We start from the raw sequence: 17,131 nt of genomic DNA on the forward strand, positions 1-17,131 counted from the left end.
GTAGAGGCATTTAGAGTGAAGTTGTTTTTTCTTTACCATTTCGGTTTCTCTATCATAATGTCAATCACATTAAAAATTGAAACAGCCCAGTGTTTTTACTATTTTTACTATTAGTCAACATCTAGCGAGAATTATTTTTATAGTATGATGACTTAGAATTTAACATACTTAATTATGAATTAAGTAAAAATTATTATATGAGACATATTTTCGTTATTATCAACAGTTTGCTTTTTAGAATGAATTCACAAAATGATTGAATAAAAAAGATAATATTAACAAATTTGATCAATCTATATTTACATTTTCATATATATAATTCATTTTAAGCCCTTAAGTCTAATAGCTACTGTCAATGATGATTTGGATAATCGATTTTTTCAGGTAGCTATTACGACTTTTTTATTCTTATTCCAGGGGTAGCAATATTAATTATTTAATTAAATTATTAATAATATTTTCAACGAAATTAATTAATATAGAATCATTTCTTTGAATAGTCTATATACTAAATATTACCATAAACCTACTAACCTTATCTAAATTAAACGTTATATAGATCAAATATCACACTTATACTTATACTTATACTTATACTTATACTTATACTTATACTTATACTTATACTTATACTGAGCAATGCCCACTTTTAAATTCAGTTCTTTTCTCAAATACCTATATACAGATGATTTAACCAATTTATTGAATGATATGATATATATTTCAGTATGTATAGTATAGTATTTTTACAGACTTTTTAACACTATTATGAAAATCTATACTTTTAAACATTTTTGGATCATTTTATTTCTATCCTGTACAGCTTTATACTCACAAAATTCTCCTAATTTAGAATTTGCAACAGCACAAGGAACAACCAACCCAACAGGAAACGGTCCTGTTTACAATACCTCCGTAAATTTCGTTAAAAATGTGGATAATCCATTAGGCACAATTTATAATACTTACTTACCAAATCTGAAAGTTGATTTTGTCATATCAAATTTACAGTATAATGCTGCTGTTATGATAGGTTATAATATTAATAATACGAGCGTCCCAGTTTTTTCTAAGATGAACTATATAGGAACTCCTAATAATAGTGATTTTACTTCTTCTGGCACTCAAGTTGGAAAAGGAATGAATGTATCAGCTAATAAAGGAGTTGCATTTTTTTATAATACTGCTGTTTTAATTGGTAAAGCCACTCATGCAACCTACCAAATGGCAGATCTTACTATAACATTCAATCGGCCTGTTGATAATCCTATTTTTCATTTGGGTGCACTGGGCGCATTTAAGGATCAACTTGGTATAGCTGGAGGTTTTGAACTTGTGGAATCTAATGTACCAGTATCATTTGTGAGGCTTTCGGGGAATAATAGTAACTTCTCAGTTAATTCAACAAGTATAAAAAACACATCTTTACACCCCAATGATATTGGCAGTGAATCTGCTTCTGGCTCGGTACTTGTAAAAGGACATGGTATTTCATCGGTCAAACTTAGATTGTCAGTTCTCGGTGATGGTGGAGAGTTAAATTGGACAACGGGATCTGGGGATCTGATTACTTTTGGGATATCTGTTCTTGAAAGTGATTTAGCGATTTCAACCACAGTAGATAACAACACACCTCAATTTAATGATATAGTAAAGTTTACTATAAAAGCAAGAAACCATGGTGCGTCAAACAATAGTGGTGTTGTAGTAAATAACATCCTACCTGATGGATATGAGGTTTTAAATGCTTCAACAGGATCTGGTACATATGACATTAATACTGGACTATGGAATATTGGAGATTTAGATGACAATATGGAACGAGAACTTATTATTCAAGCTAAGGTTAAAAATATGGGGTCCTATACAGTTACTTCGTCTATTATAGGAGAAATTCACGATCCCCAAATATCCAATAATAAAATTTCAATTACACCTGCAGTTTCAGCAAGAGCAGTATGTTACAACGATCCAAACACTCACGACTTGGGGACTAATTCCAAGTTTGGAATTACTTTATTAAAGCGTGCGGGCGGAAAAGAAGACGATTGGCCAATGACAAGAAAATCAGCTCATCTGGTACTGGAATCCAATTCAAAAGGATTTGTGATTACACGCTTGGCAAAATCCGGTTTGAATAATATTGTTATTCCTGTTGAAGGTATGATTATATATGATACCACTGATAAATGTTTAAAGGTATATTCAGATAACCAATGGAGCTGTTTTTCACAACCAACCTGTCCTTAAATCAAAATAAAGTATATATGAAAAGTACTTTTTAACTCCGAAGTATTGCCTAAAAGACAATTAATCATCACTGAACACCTTGAGGGACAAATGCTAAGCAAGTATGCCAAAGGAATGAGCACACGGGCTATAAGTGAGTTTATACGCTAAATGTATACCATGGAGATCTCTGCCACAAAAATATGCCGTAAACTGAGAGTGTGCTTCCAGCAGAAAATGAGGGCGCTAAGTTCTGGCTTTCGGTGGCTTATCAATCTGAAGCAGCATGGTATTGAACGCATCCTTATTACTTGTATTGATGGTCTAAAAGGGTTTCCCGAGGCCATAGAAACTATTTTTCCAAAAACAAAGATTCAACTGTGCATTGTTCATCAGATCAGAACAAATATGCACTATGTAACCGAGAAAGATAAAAAGCTTGTAATGGAGGATCTAAAGCCAGGCTATGGAGCAGTGAATGAAGAAATGAGATATGAAAATCCACTTGCCGCCAAATCTTGGTTGGATAACTAGACCAATCTTTCCACTTTCTTTGAGTACGAGGATCAGGTTCGCAAGATTAAATACACCACAAATCCGATGGAGGGAAAGCATCGTCAGATACGAAAAATCATTAAATCTAAAGGAGCTTTCAACTCTGAACGGGCACTAATGAAATTGATGTATCTGATCATTAAGGATATTGCAAAAAAAGGACGATACCAATGCATAACTGGGGCTTGACCATATCCCAATTATATATTAGATTTGGGGATAGACTCAAACTGCAAAGAGGTTTTAAGTTTTTAATCCAATGACACAGTTCGTGTTATAATCCCAATGAGAATGTATTTCATCCGTTATACCGATAAATTTAGCGCTTTAGAAAATGTTTACTACATGTTAATCTATGACCTCTGAAAGTTATGATCATTCTTGCTATCAGTATTATACAGACAGGTACACTATCTTATTAAGGTTTTAAATTTTAAAAGAAAAATTGATTGCAAAGAATTTGTTTACAACTATTATTAAATACAATATGCTTCTATTAAATACAATATGCTTCACAACGTAGAAATTATCCACTGGCTTGAACTGAACCATTACTGGTATTGAAATATAATTCAATATTGTTTTAAAATCACATTGAGTTTTTACAGTAGTAGCTCCTGTTGTAATTTCGGAAGAAGAAAGAAGACTTTTTGCACCCAATTGTTTATAGCTTATTCATATTATTATACTTTCAAATAAAATTACTAAAAACCAAACTTCAATATCTGAAATTTATCATATTTTAATGCAATCTTATTAACAGAACTTATTTATAAGGTTTATAGCTTTTCTTCATCTTCATGAAGAATTAGAAAGTTCAAAAATATATTTAGACCTAAAAAGAGAGACTACATAATGGACAGCCTCTCTTCAAAAAATTTATAAATACATCTGTACAGTAAATATAATAATTGTATCTTATTCTTTCTTAACTTGATTAGATTAATTATTATACCCTAATCATTATAGCATACTGTAACCAATAATATCTAATACAGTATCTATTGCGGGACCACCAAATGACGCCCTTATTCCTGTAGAATCTCTTGCAAATACAAAAACTTGAAGATTAACGGTATAAGATCCAGGTGCCAATACAACAGACCTCGAGGAGTTCACTTGATAAATACCAGTAGCATAGAAATTTCCAGTATTTGAAAAGGCTGCTCCCTGCCTTGTAAATAGATAATTATTAAAACTTCCACCATTTAATATCAGATTGAATCCATAATTTTTTGATGCTCCATCTGTAAGATTTGAACCGTTCGCATTTAAGATTTCCGATACAGGCACAGAAACACTAAATGTGACCAATGCCCTTTCTGTGACAGTAAATGTACGAGTTAACAGTGTTGCTCCACCTGTATTATTATTTGCTGCACTTACCGTCACAGCTGCACCTGAATGAGCATTTACTCCATTAGCACCAGCAAAAACAATAGGTGCATTATCAAACATCCGCACCCATTCACCATCACTTCCTTTGGAAGAATCGAAGTTATAGTATCCTTTTCGCAGTACATTTCTGGTTCTCGCAGTTGTAGAAGAACCATCAAGCTCCTCAGTCACATAGATGATAGTTCCATTCTGTTCAACTGTATACATGTCATCCTTATTTTTCAGTTCACTCCCAGTTATTCTAGGAGCAATCAGTCCATCTGATACAGTCTTTTTAGTAGGTTCTCCAGTAACGTCCAGTGTTGCTTTGGGGTTGGTATTATTGACACCAACTTGTCCATAAAACAAACTTCCTACTAAGCAAAAAATTACAGATAAGTTTGTTGATTCTTTTCTGACCATAACATAATAATTTTTGAAGTTAGATAACTAGGACCCGTTTCACCGAACATCCCTGTCCATCAAATGATTCCTTCATCATTAATTAATGAGAACATTTTTTCTCTCACCCTGGGCCAATAGCATAACAAATGTAGTAACTTTGGTTTTCAGTATAGTATATCGATTTATGCATTTACTTATACATTTTATTAATTTTTAACTCAGAAGCGTCCTAAATAAGGTAAAAAATGGCGGTTGATAAATATGGCAAGGAATTGCTATATTTAATTCGCTAAAATATTCTACCGCCATGGTAAATATTAATATATTTTCTCAGATCCTGAGCCTCGTTGACCGGGAGATTTTCAACAGATTAATCCGGAATCATCAGACGGACAAACACCACGTCCGTTGAAAGACAAATCGGTTTATCAAAGTTGCAAATGATTAATCAATCTAATATATCTTTCCATTGTTATTAATTCCAACAAAAAAAAGACTTAATGATTATATTAACGAACTGCGAATTAGGTTCGTATTTCATGAAATAGAAATAGGAACAGAACCATAATATCTGAAATATAAAATAGTAAGTATAGCTTAATGAGTAGGTTTTTCAACACAAAGTAGCATTCAAAAAGAAATATCAGTTACCCCTGCAGTATTCATTAAAAGTATTTAAGTATTACATGGAAAACAATTGCTAACCAGTCTCTAGAGAAGACAAAAAACATTATAAAAATCTCAAATATTTATAAAATTGAACTAAACAATATTAAAAATTATATATAAAAATATCTTTATGAGTGACTCAGCATTTGTATTTCCTTTCCTTTCTTGATATCGAGCAATTTGAATAAAATATTTTGCTCCAAACTGTCTAAGGCAAATATAAACATTTTGTAATAGTAATTATCTAAATAAGATTCTTTATATGTAGTTACAGGTATTTCAACACGATCAATTAATAAAAATTTAGATTTTCCAAAATCGATTTGTTGGTCAAAATTATTTTTCAAAATTGTTGTTATTACCAAAGTTCGATCTGATTTTACAACTAGAACACTATTTACTATTAATTCTAAAGACATATTACTTTATTACATTAATTTTATGGTAATTTTGATATGGATCTTATATAAACATCATATTTAAATTTTAACTCATAAACATGTATTTATAATTATAAGATTCTATAAATAAAAATCAATGCCATCTATAAACACGTTTATAAACCTCTAAAATATAAAGATAATGTGGTTTTTTTTAGCGAAATTTATCTGAATTCTTATCCATATTATAAATTATAATTATATAATATAACAGTATTTAAAAAGCCTAATAGTCACTATAAAATGACATATATTAAATAAAAAGTTAATGAATAAAAAACTTTACCAAATAATTTCTGTAGTAAACAGGCTGATATTCTTTTACGGTAAAAAATATAATAGAAAAATGATAAACTTACAAAAAGGAATAACTTGAAGCATAAATGTTTATATAAAATAATTCCTTGATAAACACAGTCCAGAAGTGTATTAAAAACTTAAAAACATGGATACTTATAACTTATAACAGTATTTGCAATACTTTAGATTAATCAAAACAGGATGAGATGTTAGTTAATTTTTTGCATTAACTTTCTATACTCTTTGGGACCTTTACCTGTATGTGACCTAAATAGTGACGAAAAATAAGCAAGATTTTCATACCCAAGGCTGTATGAAATCTCTTTGATAGGCATATTTGTACTATGAAGAAGCTTTTTTGCATCTAAGAGAATCCTTTCATGAATAAAGGCTAAAGGAGATATATTATACTGCTTTCTGCATAAAATTCCAAGATAATTAGGAGTTATACATAGCTCATTCGCGTAAAAGGCAACGGATTTTTCTTCCTTATAATACCGATCCACCAATGTATGAAATTTATGTGGGAGACTGTTGTAATTAACTTCTTTCCGGTCATACCGGTGAGAAATCAATAAATGAACAATTAATGCAATAAGTCTAGCCCTCGCATTTATTAACTCAGGAAATACCAAACTGGATTCAATTTCTTTTTTTATTGCATTGAACTCTGTACTAAGTCGTTGGTAAGCATCTGTATCTAGATTTAGGCTTATATAACTATTGGCAGAAGAAAACGTATGTCTTATAGGTGCAGTAAATGATTCCATTAGAATATTATTGATCAAAAGCCGTCTCCCAAAAGAATTTCGACGAAGATTCCAAACAACCTTCTCATTCGGAAGATGGATAAATACTTGTTTTGATTCAACTTTGTATGTATTAACATTTGTATGGCAATCTCCCGAGCAATGATCCAATAAAACAATAGTAAAAGACCTTTCAGGAAAAGAATTAAGTTGTGCTGAATCTACAAAGTCTTCATAAATCACAAAAGAATTTTCATTAGAATCCTCTATTAAAGAAGTTTTTGATATTGAATTAAAAGATGTATTTTGTTTATTATCCATTTACTTATGTTCTATTATAGATTATAGATAGAAGCTTCTGATTTCAACGGTATCGCCGAAATCATTTTTGTTAAAATTACCTCCAGAAAACTTTATATTATATTAATATAAAGTAATTTAAAGGCACAATAATAGAAATAAAATAAAATGGGTACAATAGAAACTATATCCCATATCGTGAATTTACTTACCCATTTTATATTTTTTTAATATTTAAATAAATTTCATAATCATCATTTAGTAAATTTGAAGAATATCCTATTGACAGGCTTTAAAACTATGCACTTGTATATATAATAACTTTACATTAGTAAGTAATAAAAAACATTACAGCTCCACTTATTTATTTTTAAACATAACTATAATACAAATACAATAAGCAATGATGGAATATCAATCACAGAATGTTGCAGACTATCCTAATGACAATGCCTATTTCTTGGTATGGAATTTTAAATCTAATATTGAGGTAAAAAAAATATTTAAAAGAATATGCGCATTAATAGCAAATATAAATAATTCTGCTCTCGATCGCTTTCCTGATTCAAGGTCAAGTTGCACTTTAGGTATAAGCTATGATGCATGGCTTAAATTGAGTTTGTGCCAACCACTCCCCAAAGAACTTAAACCCTTTAATGAGATTAAAGGGAACAAGCATACCGCACCAGCTACTCCCGGAGATCTCCATTTCCATATCCGTTCCGATAAAAAAAGTTATGCCTATGACATAGCAGCTATTATTTCAGACTTTTTAAGAGCATCTGCTGATTGCATAGTTGAAGTACATGGCTTTCGGTACTGGGATGGAAGGTCCATCCTAGGGTTCGTTGATGGTACAGAAAATCCTCAGGGAAAATACCGCAGCTATTTCTCCGTGGTTGGTGATACTGATCCAATGTACAAAGGCGGCAGCTATCTTTTTGTTCAAAAATATATCCATAATATGAATGCGTGGAAAGATCTTTCTGTTAAAGAACAGGAAAATGTGATTGGGCGTTCAAAAGAAAATGACATTGAAATGGATGATGCTTATAAGCCTTCTAACTCGCATATTGCGCTAGCAAACATTGGTGATGACTTTAAAATTGTACGAGATAATATGCCATTTGGAAATATAACAACAGATGAAATGGGTACCTATTTTTTGGCATATGCCAGTACGTTTTCTACAATTGAAAAAATGCTTGAAAATATGTTTATAGGAAATCCGCCAGGGAATTATGATAGAATACTTGACTTTAGTACGGCAAAAACCGGCACCCTTTTTTTTGTCCCTTCACTGGAAATGCTAGATCGTTTTTCAAATTAGCATGATTTCTTGTTGATAAACCTAATAAATAAAGCACTAAAATCAAATGCATATAAAATGAGAACAGCAGGTATTTATCTGAGTTTTGATGGCAATTGTGAACAAGCATTCAACTATTACAAATCTATTTTTGGAGGATATTTTGGTCAAATCATACGTTTTAAGGATATTAAAAATAATATCTCAAATTTCGATTCCTGTAATCAGTGCGACAAGATCATTTTTATTTCACTATTCATTGGAAGTTCCGTACTCATCGGCAATGATATTCAAGATAAATGGGTTAATCCCATGATTAAAGGCAATAATTTTTCAGTTTCCATTTCTGACTCAACTATATCAGGTACTAAAGCATTATTTAATAAACTAGCTGAAAAAGGTGAGGTACTAATTCCACCCTCTTATACTTTTTGGAATGATTATCTAGGAATGGTCACCGACCCATTTGGTATTAATTGGATGATAATTTATGATAAGAAGCTAAAAAAAAGAAATGCTCCTTTTGACTTATTTTCAGCCAATTAATATTAATTAATATCGTTATAAAATAAAAAGGCCTTTTTCTTTACAGAATTAGGCCTTTAAAAAAACTTATGATGAAAAAAAAACATTTAAAAATATAATTCAATAATCAATATTATATAGCTAAATAACTAAAGCAAATATATTATAAATATAATTACACTTTATTAATGCAAACTATTCGATTAGTTATGCAAAAGACGAAATTCCATAATTCGTTATCTATAAAATTTTCAGGCAGTAAAACTCTTAAAGAAGGCATCATCATAAAATAAATTAAAAATTATAAATAATAAATACTACTCATAGCAAAAACCTTACGGTATTTTGCAAACTTACACTTTTATACATACGAAAAGTTAATTATTGTATCTAACTCAGTCCAAAGATATAAGCTTTTGAGTATTGGAATAATTTAATAAACCTTTTAAATAATATAAAGTACACTGCAAATCATTCCGCGATTTAAATTTGCTAAGTAATTAATCAGGGCATTACTAGCTGGTTTTAGCTTTTGTATTATCAATGATTCATACTGCATGTTATAATTTTTAAACACGATTCTATATAATATTAAATGATGAATACAAGGCTTTACACATTCCCATTCTGTAAAGTCTTGTTTTTTTTATCCTAAAATTACGTAACATATGGATGCTAAAATGGATACTAAAAAGAAAACAAAAAAAAGTCAAAAACTATCAACTCTTCTAGGGCTAAATACGGAAATAAAAGATTCAATATTTTCCACAGGAAATATTTGTATGGATAAAAAAATATCCCAGCCATTCTTTCAGTTGATACTTATTAAAAAAGGAGAAGGCATTCATTTAATTGGTGGTAAAAAATTTCTTGTTAATGATTATCAAATCCATTTCGTATTTCCAAATGTTATACACCAATTAAATTTTGTTGGAGAGCATGAAATTTATCATATTCAGATCAATGAAAACATTATTGAAAAGTTTAGTAATTATATGATGTTTCCTTTTTCATTCTATCGTGAAAACCCTGTATTTAATTTAAATGAGGACAATTTCCACAGAATTCTATACGAATTAATAAATATTGAAAAAACAATCAAAAACAATATTGATTTCTGGGAAATTATTTATGGTAGAATCAGGGTCATTACATTAATGATTAGTAAGGAAGCTTGTCGGTTATACATGAAAAAAAACAACAATACCGCATCTTCCCTTATGGCAAAATTCATTACTTTGATGCTTACTCACTACAAGCAGGAACGAAGCATAAAATTCTATGCTGATAAGCTTTTCATATCCCCTAATTACTTGAATATTCTTTGCAAAAAACAATTTGGTAAAACTGCAACATCTATCATTATTAATGAAATCTTACTTGAGGTAAAAAGAACCCTGATGACGTCAGATAAGTCAATAAAAGAACTGGTATATGACTATAACTTCCAGAGTATGTCTTCATTTTCAAGTTTCTTTAAAAAACATACTGGATTATCACCCAGAGATTTTGTCTTTCTGCATCAGGATATTAAATTGTTCTAGACATAGGTAATCATGTCAATCATAAAGTTTCAATAAGTCATTTAGCTATGTTAAAATGATATTTAAATAAAATTTAAAAAAAGAAAAGTTTACGAGTTATATGCCCATACTATTTTCCTTATCAAATTTTACTAATTATAACTTACACAACTTAAATATTAGATAAAGTCTAAATCTATATGAAAAGGTAACTTCATTGTAGATTACTAACATGACACCCCGCTATATATTAATAATTATTATATAAAAAAATTATCAAATTATTTCATGAATTGAAACATGGTTAAAAATATAAATAATGTCCTTTCGGAATCTCTGCATGATATACAGTCAAAACATAAAGCCACGAATGATATAATCTATTCTTCAATTTCTCCAGAAAGACTATATCCAAGTAATCAACATGTTAAATCCGACTTTGTTTCCATCATCTTCTTTGAAAGCGGATATGGACTACATCGGATAGATGGAAAGCAATATAATATTCAGGCATTTCAAATTCACATTATATTCTCTGACTCTGTCCATTCCTGGAACATTTCAGGCTCTACTAGATTACATCAGTTATCTATCTCAAAAACAGCTTTTGAAGACTTGATGAACGGACAAGTTCCGCTACCAAAAGGAATCTATAAAAAATTTCCTGTCATCAGCATTCCCCATTATGTAGGAGAGCTATTAAGTCATGAATTTCTGGATATAAAAAATGAATTGGAGGATCCGTCCTGTGTTATGATGCATATCGTAAACTTAAAGACAAAAATAATCATTGATTATATAAGTCAGGAAATCAAAACCAATTTCGATGATTTGAATACCTATTATCAGCATCCTTTATTGTTTGAGTTTTTACAATTAATCAAGAAGAAATACTGCGGAAGTAAAATGGTCGGATCATATGCAAAAGAACTAGGAACTACTGCTAATTACCTAAATGTGCTTTGTCGTAAACATTTCAATAAGACAGCGATGGAAGTTATCCATACTAAAATAACTGAAATAATCAAACTTCATCTTATAGAATCTAATGATAATATCAGAGATATAGCTGATGATTTTGGTTTTAAAAGCCATGCATACTTTAGTAAATTTTTTAAAAAAATAACTGGTACCTCACCTAAAAATTTTAGAGCTATACATAAAATACCAAAACAAAACTAATATCATTTATAGTGAGATAAAAAAAATAAATATTGGAATAAAATAGATATAACTACTAAAGGGATTAAACTGTATTTTTACATTACGAATTAAACGATTGCTACTAAAAGTAGCTATTGAAATTCATTTTTGAAAACATCTTATAGGCTGTAAACCGGCAAATTCAATTTCAATAATAACACTATATTTTTTTGTGCCGGTTTACTTTTAATCCTCACATTTCTTTTGCACCAATTCTATAAATTATCATAGCACAAATTATTCCTTCAAACAATATCACACTGTAAATCAATTTTAAGACATAGATTTACTAATATACAAAGCATTCATAATGTCAAATACACAGCATTTTTAAACTATCTATATTTTACACATATCCTAAATTATTTGATTTTCAATTACTCTACTCAAATATTAATAAAATAAACAAGTTATTACATAAAATTGAATCGATATAATCGAGTGAAAGATTTTAGTTTTGCGATGTTCTTAAAAAAGAAAATCTAAAAACATATAAAAAACATATAAATGAGGAATAACAAAACAAAAAAATATGCTGCTTTATTGTTCATATTCTCTTTAACCTTAACTACAGCACAGAATTCACCGAATTTAGAATATGCATCGGTGAATAATGATGGAAATCCAACTGGCAACGGACCAGTGACTAGTGCAACGCTCAATTTTGTAAAAAACACCAACAATCCCTCAGGATCAAATTTTATGCTATATTCCCCTGGATTAAGCGCAACTTTTACAATATCAAACCAACAGTATAGTAACGCAGCCAGCATAGGAAGCACAGTAAGTGGTGGTTCTGCTCCTATTTTTCCTTTGTTAAATTCTGCAGGTAGCCCACCCAATAATAGTTTTACATCTTCCGGTGCACAAACAGGTGAGGGAATAAATACGTCTGTTAACAAAGGGGTAAACTTATTTCTTAATGGTAGTATTTTAGGTACTAGACCCACAAATGCCACCTATTATATGGCAGACCTTACCATTACCTTCAATAGACCAGTTGATAATCCTATACTTCATATTGGCGGAATGGGTGGGTTTCAGGGAACAATGGGAATAACAGCGGGATTTGAGTATCTTTCTTCCAATGTCCCAATATCATTTTCTAGGCTATCTGGAAACTCAAATAGCTTCAGCGTGACTTCAACAACTATAAATAATTCTGCATCAAATCCCAATTCCACTGGTGCCGCATCTGCTTCAGGCTCTGTCTTGGTTTCAGGGACTGGGATAAGTACATTAAAATTAAAACTAACTTTTAAGGGTACCGGAGGTGCTTCAAGCTGGCAAAATGGCACTGGCGATCAGCTTACATTGGGAATATCAGCTTTGGAAAGTGATCTTTCAGTAACAAAAACAATTGACAGTCAAAACCCTAACACCGGCACCAATGTTAACTTCACCTTAACAGCACAAAATAAGGGAGCCTCCAATAATAGCAATGTATCCGTTAGTGATTTACTTCCAAATGGCTATACATTTGTCAGTGCTTCAACCAATACAGGAACTTACAACAGCTCATCTGGATTGTGGAATATTGGAACACTTAATGATGGTACATCGGCACTGCTTACAATTACAGCCCTTGTGAATTGTGATGGTAATTATATAAATACAGCCTCTATAACAGGAAATCTTCGTGATCCCAATACAACAAATAACAATAGTTCGGTTACCCCAATAATTAACAATAGATGTGTCTGCTATAATGATGCAAATACAGTTAATCCGGGAATAGATTCCAAATTTGGAATTACCCTACTAAAAAGAGCAGGTGAAAATTGGCCCATGGTTAGAAAATCAGCTCATTTAGTAATGGAGTCCAATTCTAAAGGATTTGTTATTACTAGAATAGCAAAATCAGAATTATCCAATATTACAGTTCCTGTTGAAGGAATGCTAGTATACGACACAACGGATAAATGTCTTAAAATTTATTCAGATGCAGCTTGGCAATGTTTTTCCAAACCAGCTTGTAATTAACCAATTCACATTTATAAAAATACATAAGTATGAGAAATATTCTTTCTATAACACTAATACTGGCTTCCCAATCTGCATTTACGCAAGTTATTATTGGTAATGCTTCTGGCACAGCTCAAAATAAGACTTCTGTTTTACTGGAATTCGCGCAGGGACAAAACAAAGGTATCGTTCTACCCTATACACGTACGCTTCCTACATCACCTGTTGAAGGCACAATATTATTGGATGCAACGACTGCAAGTGATGCAAGAGTTAAATTTTATAATGGATCGTGGACTGACCTAAGTGGTCAAGGTGCCAATGTTGCATCTGCATTGGCTTCTCAACCAACTTCCTCACAAGCTGTAGAAAATACCGACGAAAAAGTCGTGATCGGAAATCCAGTTTCAGCAGCAGAGGGCGTTCTTGTATTAGAATCAGAATCCAAGGCAATGATTCTTCCTTATGTAGATAATACAGATGACATACCAAATCCAGCTCCTGGAATGATGGTATACATAAATAAAACAGGGGCAAAAAGACTTGCCGTTTTCAACGGCAGTAAATGGTCCTATTGGAAACCATAAAAAATACAAATTCAATATACTTAGGTTAATTCATGTTTTTTATCTCAGTGAATATAAACCAAAAAAATCCTCTCATTTATGGGAGGATTTTAATTTGTATTTCTGTAGCAATTTTCGCATAAACACATAATCAAATTACTTCATAAAAATAATTTTTATCTTATACTTTAGAACATCAATAAAATAATCTTTAAACTCGTAAACAAAAAGCCTCTCATATTGAGAGACTCGAAAAAACACAAATGATAAAAAAATTACCTTGTAAAGGTAGGGCTTCGTAAGCAATTAAACTTTTTTAAATTATATATTTACTTTGAAATCTATAAATATACTTTAAAACCATCTCTTGTAACAAAATGTAATGTTAATGAAATAAGTGACTACAAGAATACATGCACAAAGATAATCTCCTAAAAAATTATAATGATGGTAATTGTCCCAAAAAATCAGACAGCTTAAAACTGGACATAAATGTTTAGAGTTAAGTAATAAGATGAAAAAGACTCGTTTTATAGAAACACAGATTATGCGAGCACTCAAAGAGGGAGAAGAAGGTCGTAAGACTGATGATATCTGCCGAGAGCTTGAGATCAAAGCCACCTTTATAACTGGAAAGGCAGTTTACGGTGGCATATAAGCATCGGATGTCAAGCGCCTGAATGAACTTGAAGAGGAAAATGCATGCTTAAAAAAGATATATGCCGAACAGATTATGAACCATGATATCCTAAAAGAAGTCATCACAGAAAAAGGTTGGGGCTTCGGTAACAAAAACAGTTAACCCAGGAGATTCTCCGAGATCACGGTTTGAGTGTAACCGGAGTCTGTAAATTGACAGGTATCTACATTTATTGTGTATCGAAATAGCTACTTCTTTTTCTTTTTTGAGGGTAACTCGGGCACTTGAAAAAATCATAGACTGGCGGGGCAAACCCTTCTGTCTACACGTAGATAATGGGCCTGAATTCACCAGTCATCATTTTGAGCTCTGGTTTAAAGATCAAGGTATCGCTATTCAATTTATCTAACCCGGTAAGCTTATGCAGAACGGTTACATCCAACAGTTCAAGCGAAGTTATCGCAAAGAAATTTTAAATGATTATTTATTTTTTAACTTGTCAGAAGTAAAAGAACATACCCAGACACGGATGAATATAATAACAACAGACCCCATGAAGGGCTTGGGAATCTCACACCAACGGAATTATCAAAAATAATTAGACACAAAAAAAAATAAATCAATTAGTAACGTAAATTAGAAAAGTCCAATCCCAGCTAACAAAAAAAATAGGGTACTTACAAATTCATCACATAGGTTTCTAAGTTTTCATATATTTCTGTATTTTGAGTACTTCATACAATCTAAAATTTACTCCTAAAAGAGTCACATACTAGTATTAGTTTACTAAGTATAACCACCCTATCATTACACTATATAACAAAAAATCTAATTCAGCATAAAATAAGCAAGTTTTTGAATAATTCCTGATACCCAAATTTCTACTCATTAGCTATCTTCGTATTACAAGTTTTACTATTCTTTAATAGTATAAAAATAGTATAAATTGTTATGGTTCAGCCGGTATAGTTAGTTTTCTTACCGGCTTTTAATTGATCACTTATTACTGTTACATATTATTATCAGTAGCTGGTATGAAAATTTAATCATACCAGTTTTTTTGTACATCAAGTACTATAACAAATAATAGCAGCATAACTTGTACAATATTTTTAATAATTCCAGTAAGTATTTAATATCAATAACTTGCTAATATTCAATAATTCTGATAGAAGTAATCATCTAATAATTTTGTTTATGCCTACGAAGGCCTGCAGTTTTCCAATTGAATTGCAGGCTTTTATCTTTTAAGTCTATTTGTACAGATTTAAGATCAAAACTAAAAATTTCAACAAGTTTTCAAACCACGGTATCTTCTTTATAAGTAAATAATTTTATAGATTGAATAAGAGATATTGGACCTCAAGAAAAACGGAATAAATTAAAAAAACAATTAGATAATCTGAATAAGCTTTTGGAGACAGTAAAATATAACTTTGCTGTAAGGATATAAAAATTGGAAACGTGATGATATGAGTACCTTACTTAAAAGTACACTGTTATCAAAAACATTCCTTCACCGGTATCTTATATACCGGTTTTATATTGATCAAGTCATCTTTCATTATAAACACAGGTTATTCAGGCCTGGTATAATCCAGGCCATTTACTGACTTTTTCAAAAAAACGTTATAAATAATAATTTTCATATCTTAGTTTTGAGTCTGCATTATTTTTAAAGTGTGCAGACTCTTTATTATCCACCAGTGTTTGACCTATTTATCAAAACAACTCACTCCTATAATAGAATTTTAAGAATACTTTGAAATTCTGTTTATATTAAAAATATCCTTCATAATAATAAACAATGATATTTCAAACTTTAAATTCTTTATTAAGCACATTTAAAATTCAGTCAATACCACTACGAAATTGGTTCGCAGATAATCCTGTTAAGTTCGCATTACAGAATTTTTATAAAATTTTATAAATGTATCTTAGATCGTATTTATTTTATTGGGCGTCACCTGAGGTAAGGCTTTTCACTACAATCTTTTGCAATAACTAAGAAGTCAAATAACAGAAGTTTGAAAATACTTAAAATTCTAAATTAAAATCCTTTGTCAAATCTCTTTAATAGAGTAACTTTGCTTTAGTTATTATCAGTTTGTTTGAGAATGGCGGTCAAATGTCCCCTGTAATTGTTAGTCAACTGTATATCAAGCAGGTTCATTTTCTGTATAGGCAAGTAAAAAATATAAGCAACACAAACCAAAACAAACCAAAGTCCTAATTACTAAGCTTTTATATAATTTCAGTATTATTGACGATTTTATCACTTTCGACTACTTTTATAATTATTTGTCCCTCTATTGTCCCCTGAACTTAAGAATTTTTGGAAATTTAAAGATTGGGGAAATTATTTCGCTTAGTGTA

General features: G+C 30.8%; 13 protein-coding genes and 1 pseudogene. 11 read left to right on the forward strand and 3 right to left on the reverse strand.

All coding sequences use genetic code 11. The features are described from left to right. The first annotated feature begins 768 nt into the window (after positions 1–768). Positions 769–2,250: a DUF11 domain-containing protein gene (locus AC0INN_RS13985; RefSeq protein WP_306613732.1), complete on the forward strand. Its 1,482-nt coding sequence runs from the start codon at positions 769–771 to the stop codon at positions 2,248–2,250. Between the two features lie 216 nt (positions 2,251–2,466). Beyond that, positions 2,467–2,973 (forward strand): annotated as a pseudogene (locus AC0INN_RS13990) (transposase). Positions 2,974–3,747: 774 nt separating this feature from the next. Here AC0INN_RS13990 and AC0INN_RS13995 read toward each other — a convergent pair. The 3 genes from AC0INN_RS13995 to AC0INN_RS14005 form a co-directional block, all read right to left on the reverse strand. Next, positions 3,748–4,584 (reverse strand): hypothetical protein, encoded by an 837-nt coding sequence (locus AC0INN_RS13995; protein ID WP_306613734.1) that lies wholly within the window; start codon positions 4,582–4,584, stop codon positions 3,748–3,750. Between the two features lie 779 nt (positions 4,585–5,363). After that, a complete protein-coding gene (locus AC0INN_RS14000; protein ID WP_306613736.1) occupies positions 5,364–5,654 on the reverse strand; it encodes a hypothetical protein in 291 nt (96 codons plus the stop codon). A gap of 530 nt (positions 5,655–6,184) precedes the next feature. Next, positions 6,185–7,045, reverse strand: coding sequence for a helix-turn-helix domain-containing protein (locus AC0INN_RS14005; RefSeq protein ID WP_306613738.1), 861 nt, complete (start codon positions 7,043–7,045; stop codon positions 6,185–6,187). A gap of 385 nt (positions 7,046–7,430) precedes the next feature. Between AC0INN_RS14005 and AC0INN_RS14010 the strand changes: the two genes are divergently transcribed. The 9 genes from AC0INN_RS14010 (at position 7,431) to AC0INN_RS14050 (ending at position 15,353) form a co-directional block, all read left to right on the forward strand. Continuing rightward, a complete protein-coding gene (locus AC0INN_RS14010) occupies positions 7,431–8,354 on the forward strand; it encodes a Dyp-type peroxidase (RefSeq protein ID WP_306614234.1) in 924 nt (307 codons plus the stop codon). Between the two features lie 57 nt (positions 8,355–8,411). Next, entirely contained in the window at positions 8,412–8,879 is a 468-nt protein-coding gene (locus tag AC0INN_RS14015) for a VOC family protein (RefSeq protein WP_306613740.1), read from the forward strand. A 761-nt stretch (positions 8,880–9,640) separates the two neighbouring features. After that, on the forward strand, positions 9,641–10,402 hold the full coding sequence (locus AC0INN_RS14020) for an AraC family transcriptional regulator (RefSeq protein ID WP_306613741.1): 762 nt from the start codon (positions 9,641–9,643) through the stop codon (positions 10,400–10,402). A 279-nt stretch (positions 10,403–10,681) separates the two neighbouring features. Then, a complete protein-coding gene (locus AC0INN_RS14025) occupies positions 10,682–11,563 on the forward strand; it encodes a helix-turn-helix domain-containing protein (protein WP_306613743.1) in 882 nt (293 codons plus the stop codon). Between the two features lie 528 nt (positions 11,564–12,091). After that, positions 12,092–13,567, forward strand: a complete 1,476-nt coding sequence (locus AC0INN_RS14030) for a DUF11 domain-containing protein (RefSeq protein WP_306613745.1) — start codon at positions 12,092–12,094, stop codon at positions 13,565–13,567. Positions 13,568–13,596: 29 nt separating this feature from the next. Further along, the gene (locus tag AC0INN_RS14035) at positions 13,597–14,136 is read left to right on the forward strand and encodes a hypothetical protein (RefSeq protein WP_306613747.1); all 540 of its coding nucleotides are present in this window, start codon (positions 13,597–13,599) and stop codon (positions 14,134–14,136) included. A gap of 493 nt (positions 14,137–14,629) precedes the next feature. Next, positions 14,630–14,773, forward strand: coding sequence for a transposase (locus AC0INN_RS14040; protein WP_373428021.1), 144 nt, complete (start codon positions 14,630–14,632; stop codon positions 14,771–14,773). Positions 14,774–14,987: 214 nt separating this feature from the next. Next, positions 14,988–15,164 carry a DDE-type integrase/transposase/recombinase gene (locus AC0INN_RS14045; protein WP_373428022.1) on the forward strand — a complete coding sequence of 59 codons (177 nt, stop codon included), beginning with the start codon at positions 14,988–14,990 and terminating at the stop codon, positions 15,162–15,164. 12 nt (positions 15,165–15,176) lie between these two features. Next, entirely contained in the window at positions 15,177–15,353 is a 177-nt protein-coding gene (locus tag AC0INN_RS14050) for an integrase core domain-containing protein (RefSeq protein WP_373428023.1), read from the forward strand. The last annotated feature ends 1,778 nt before the right edge of the window (positions 15,354–17,131 follow it).

The organism is Chryseobacterium subflavum, from assembly GCF_055762745.1.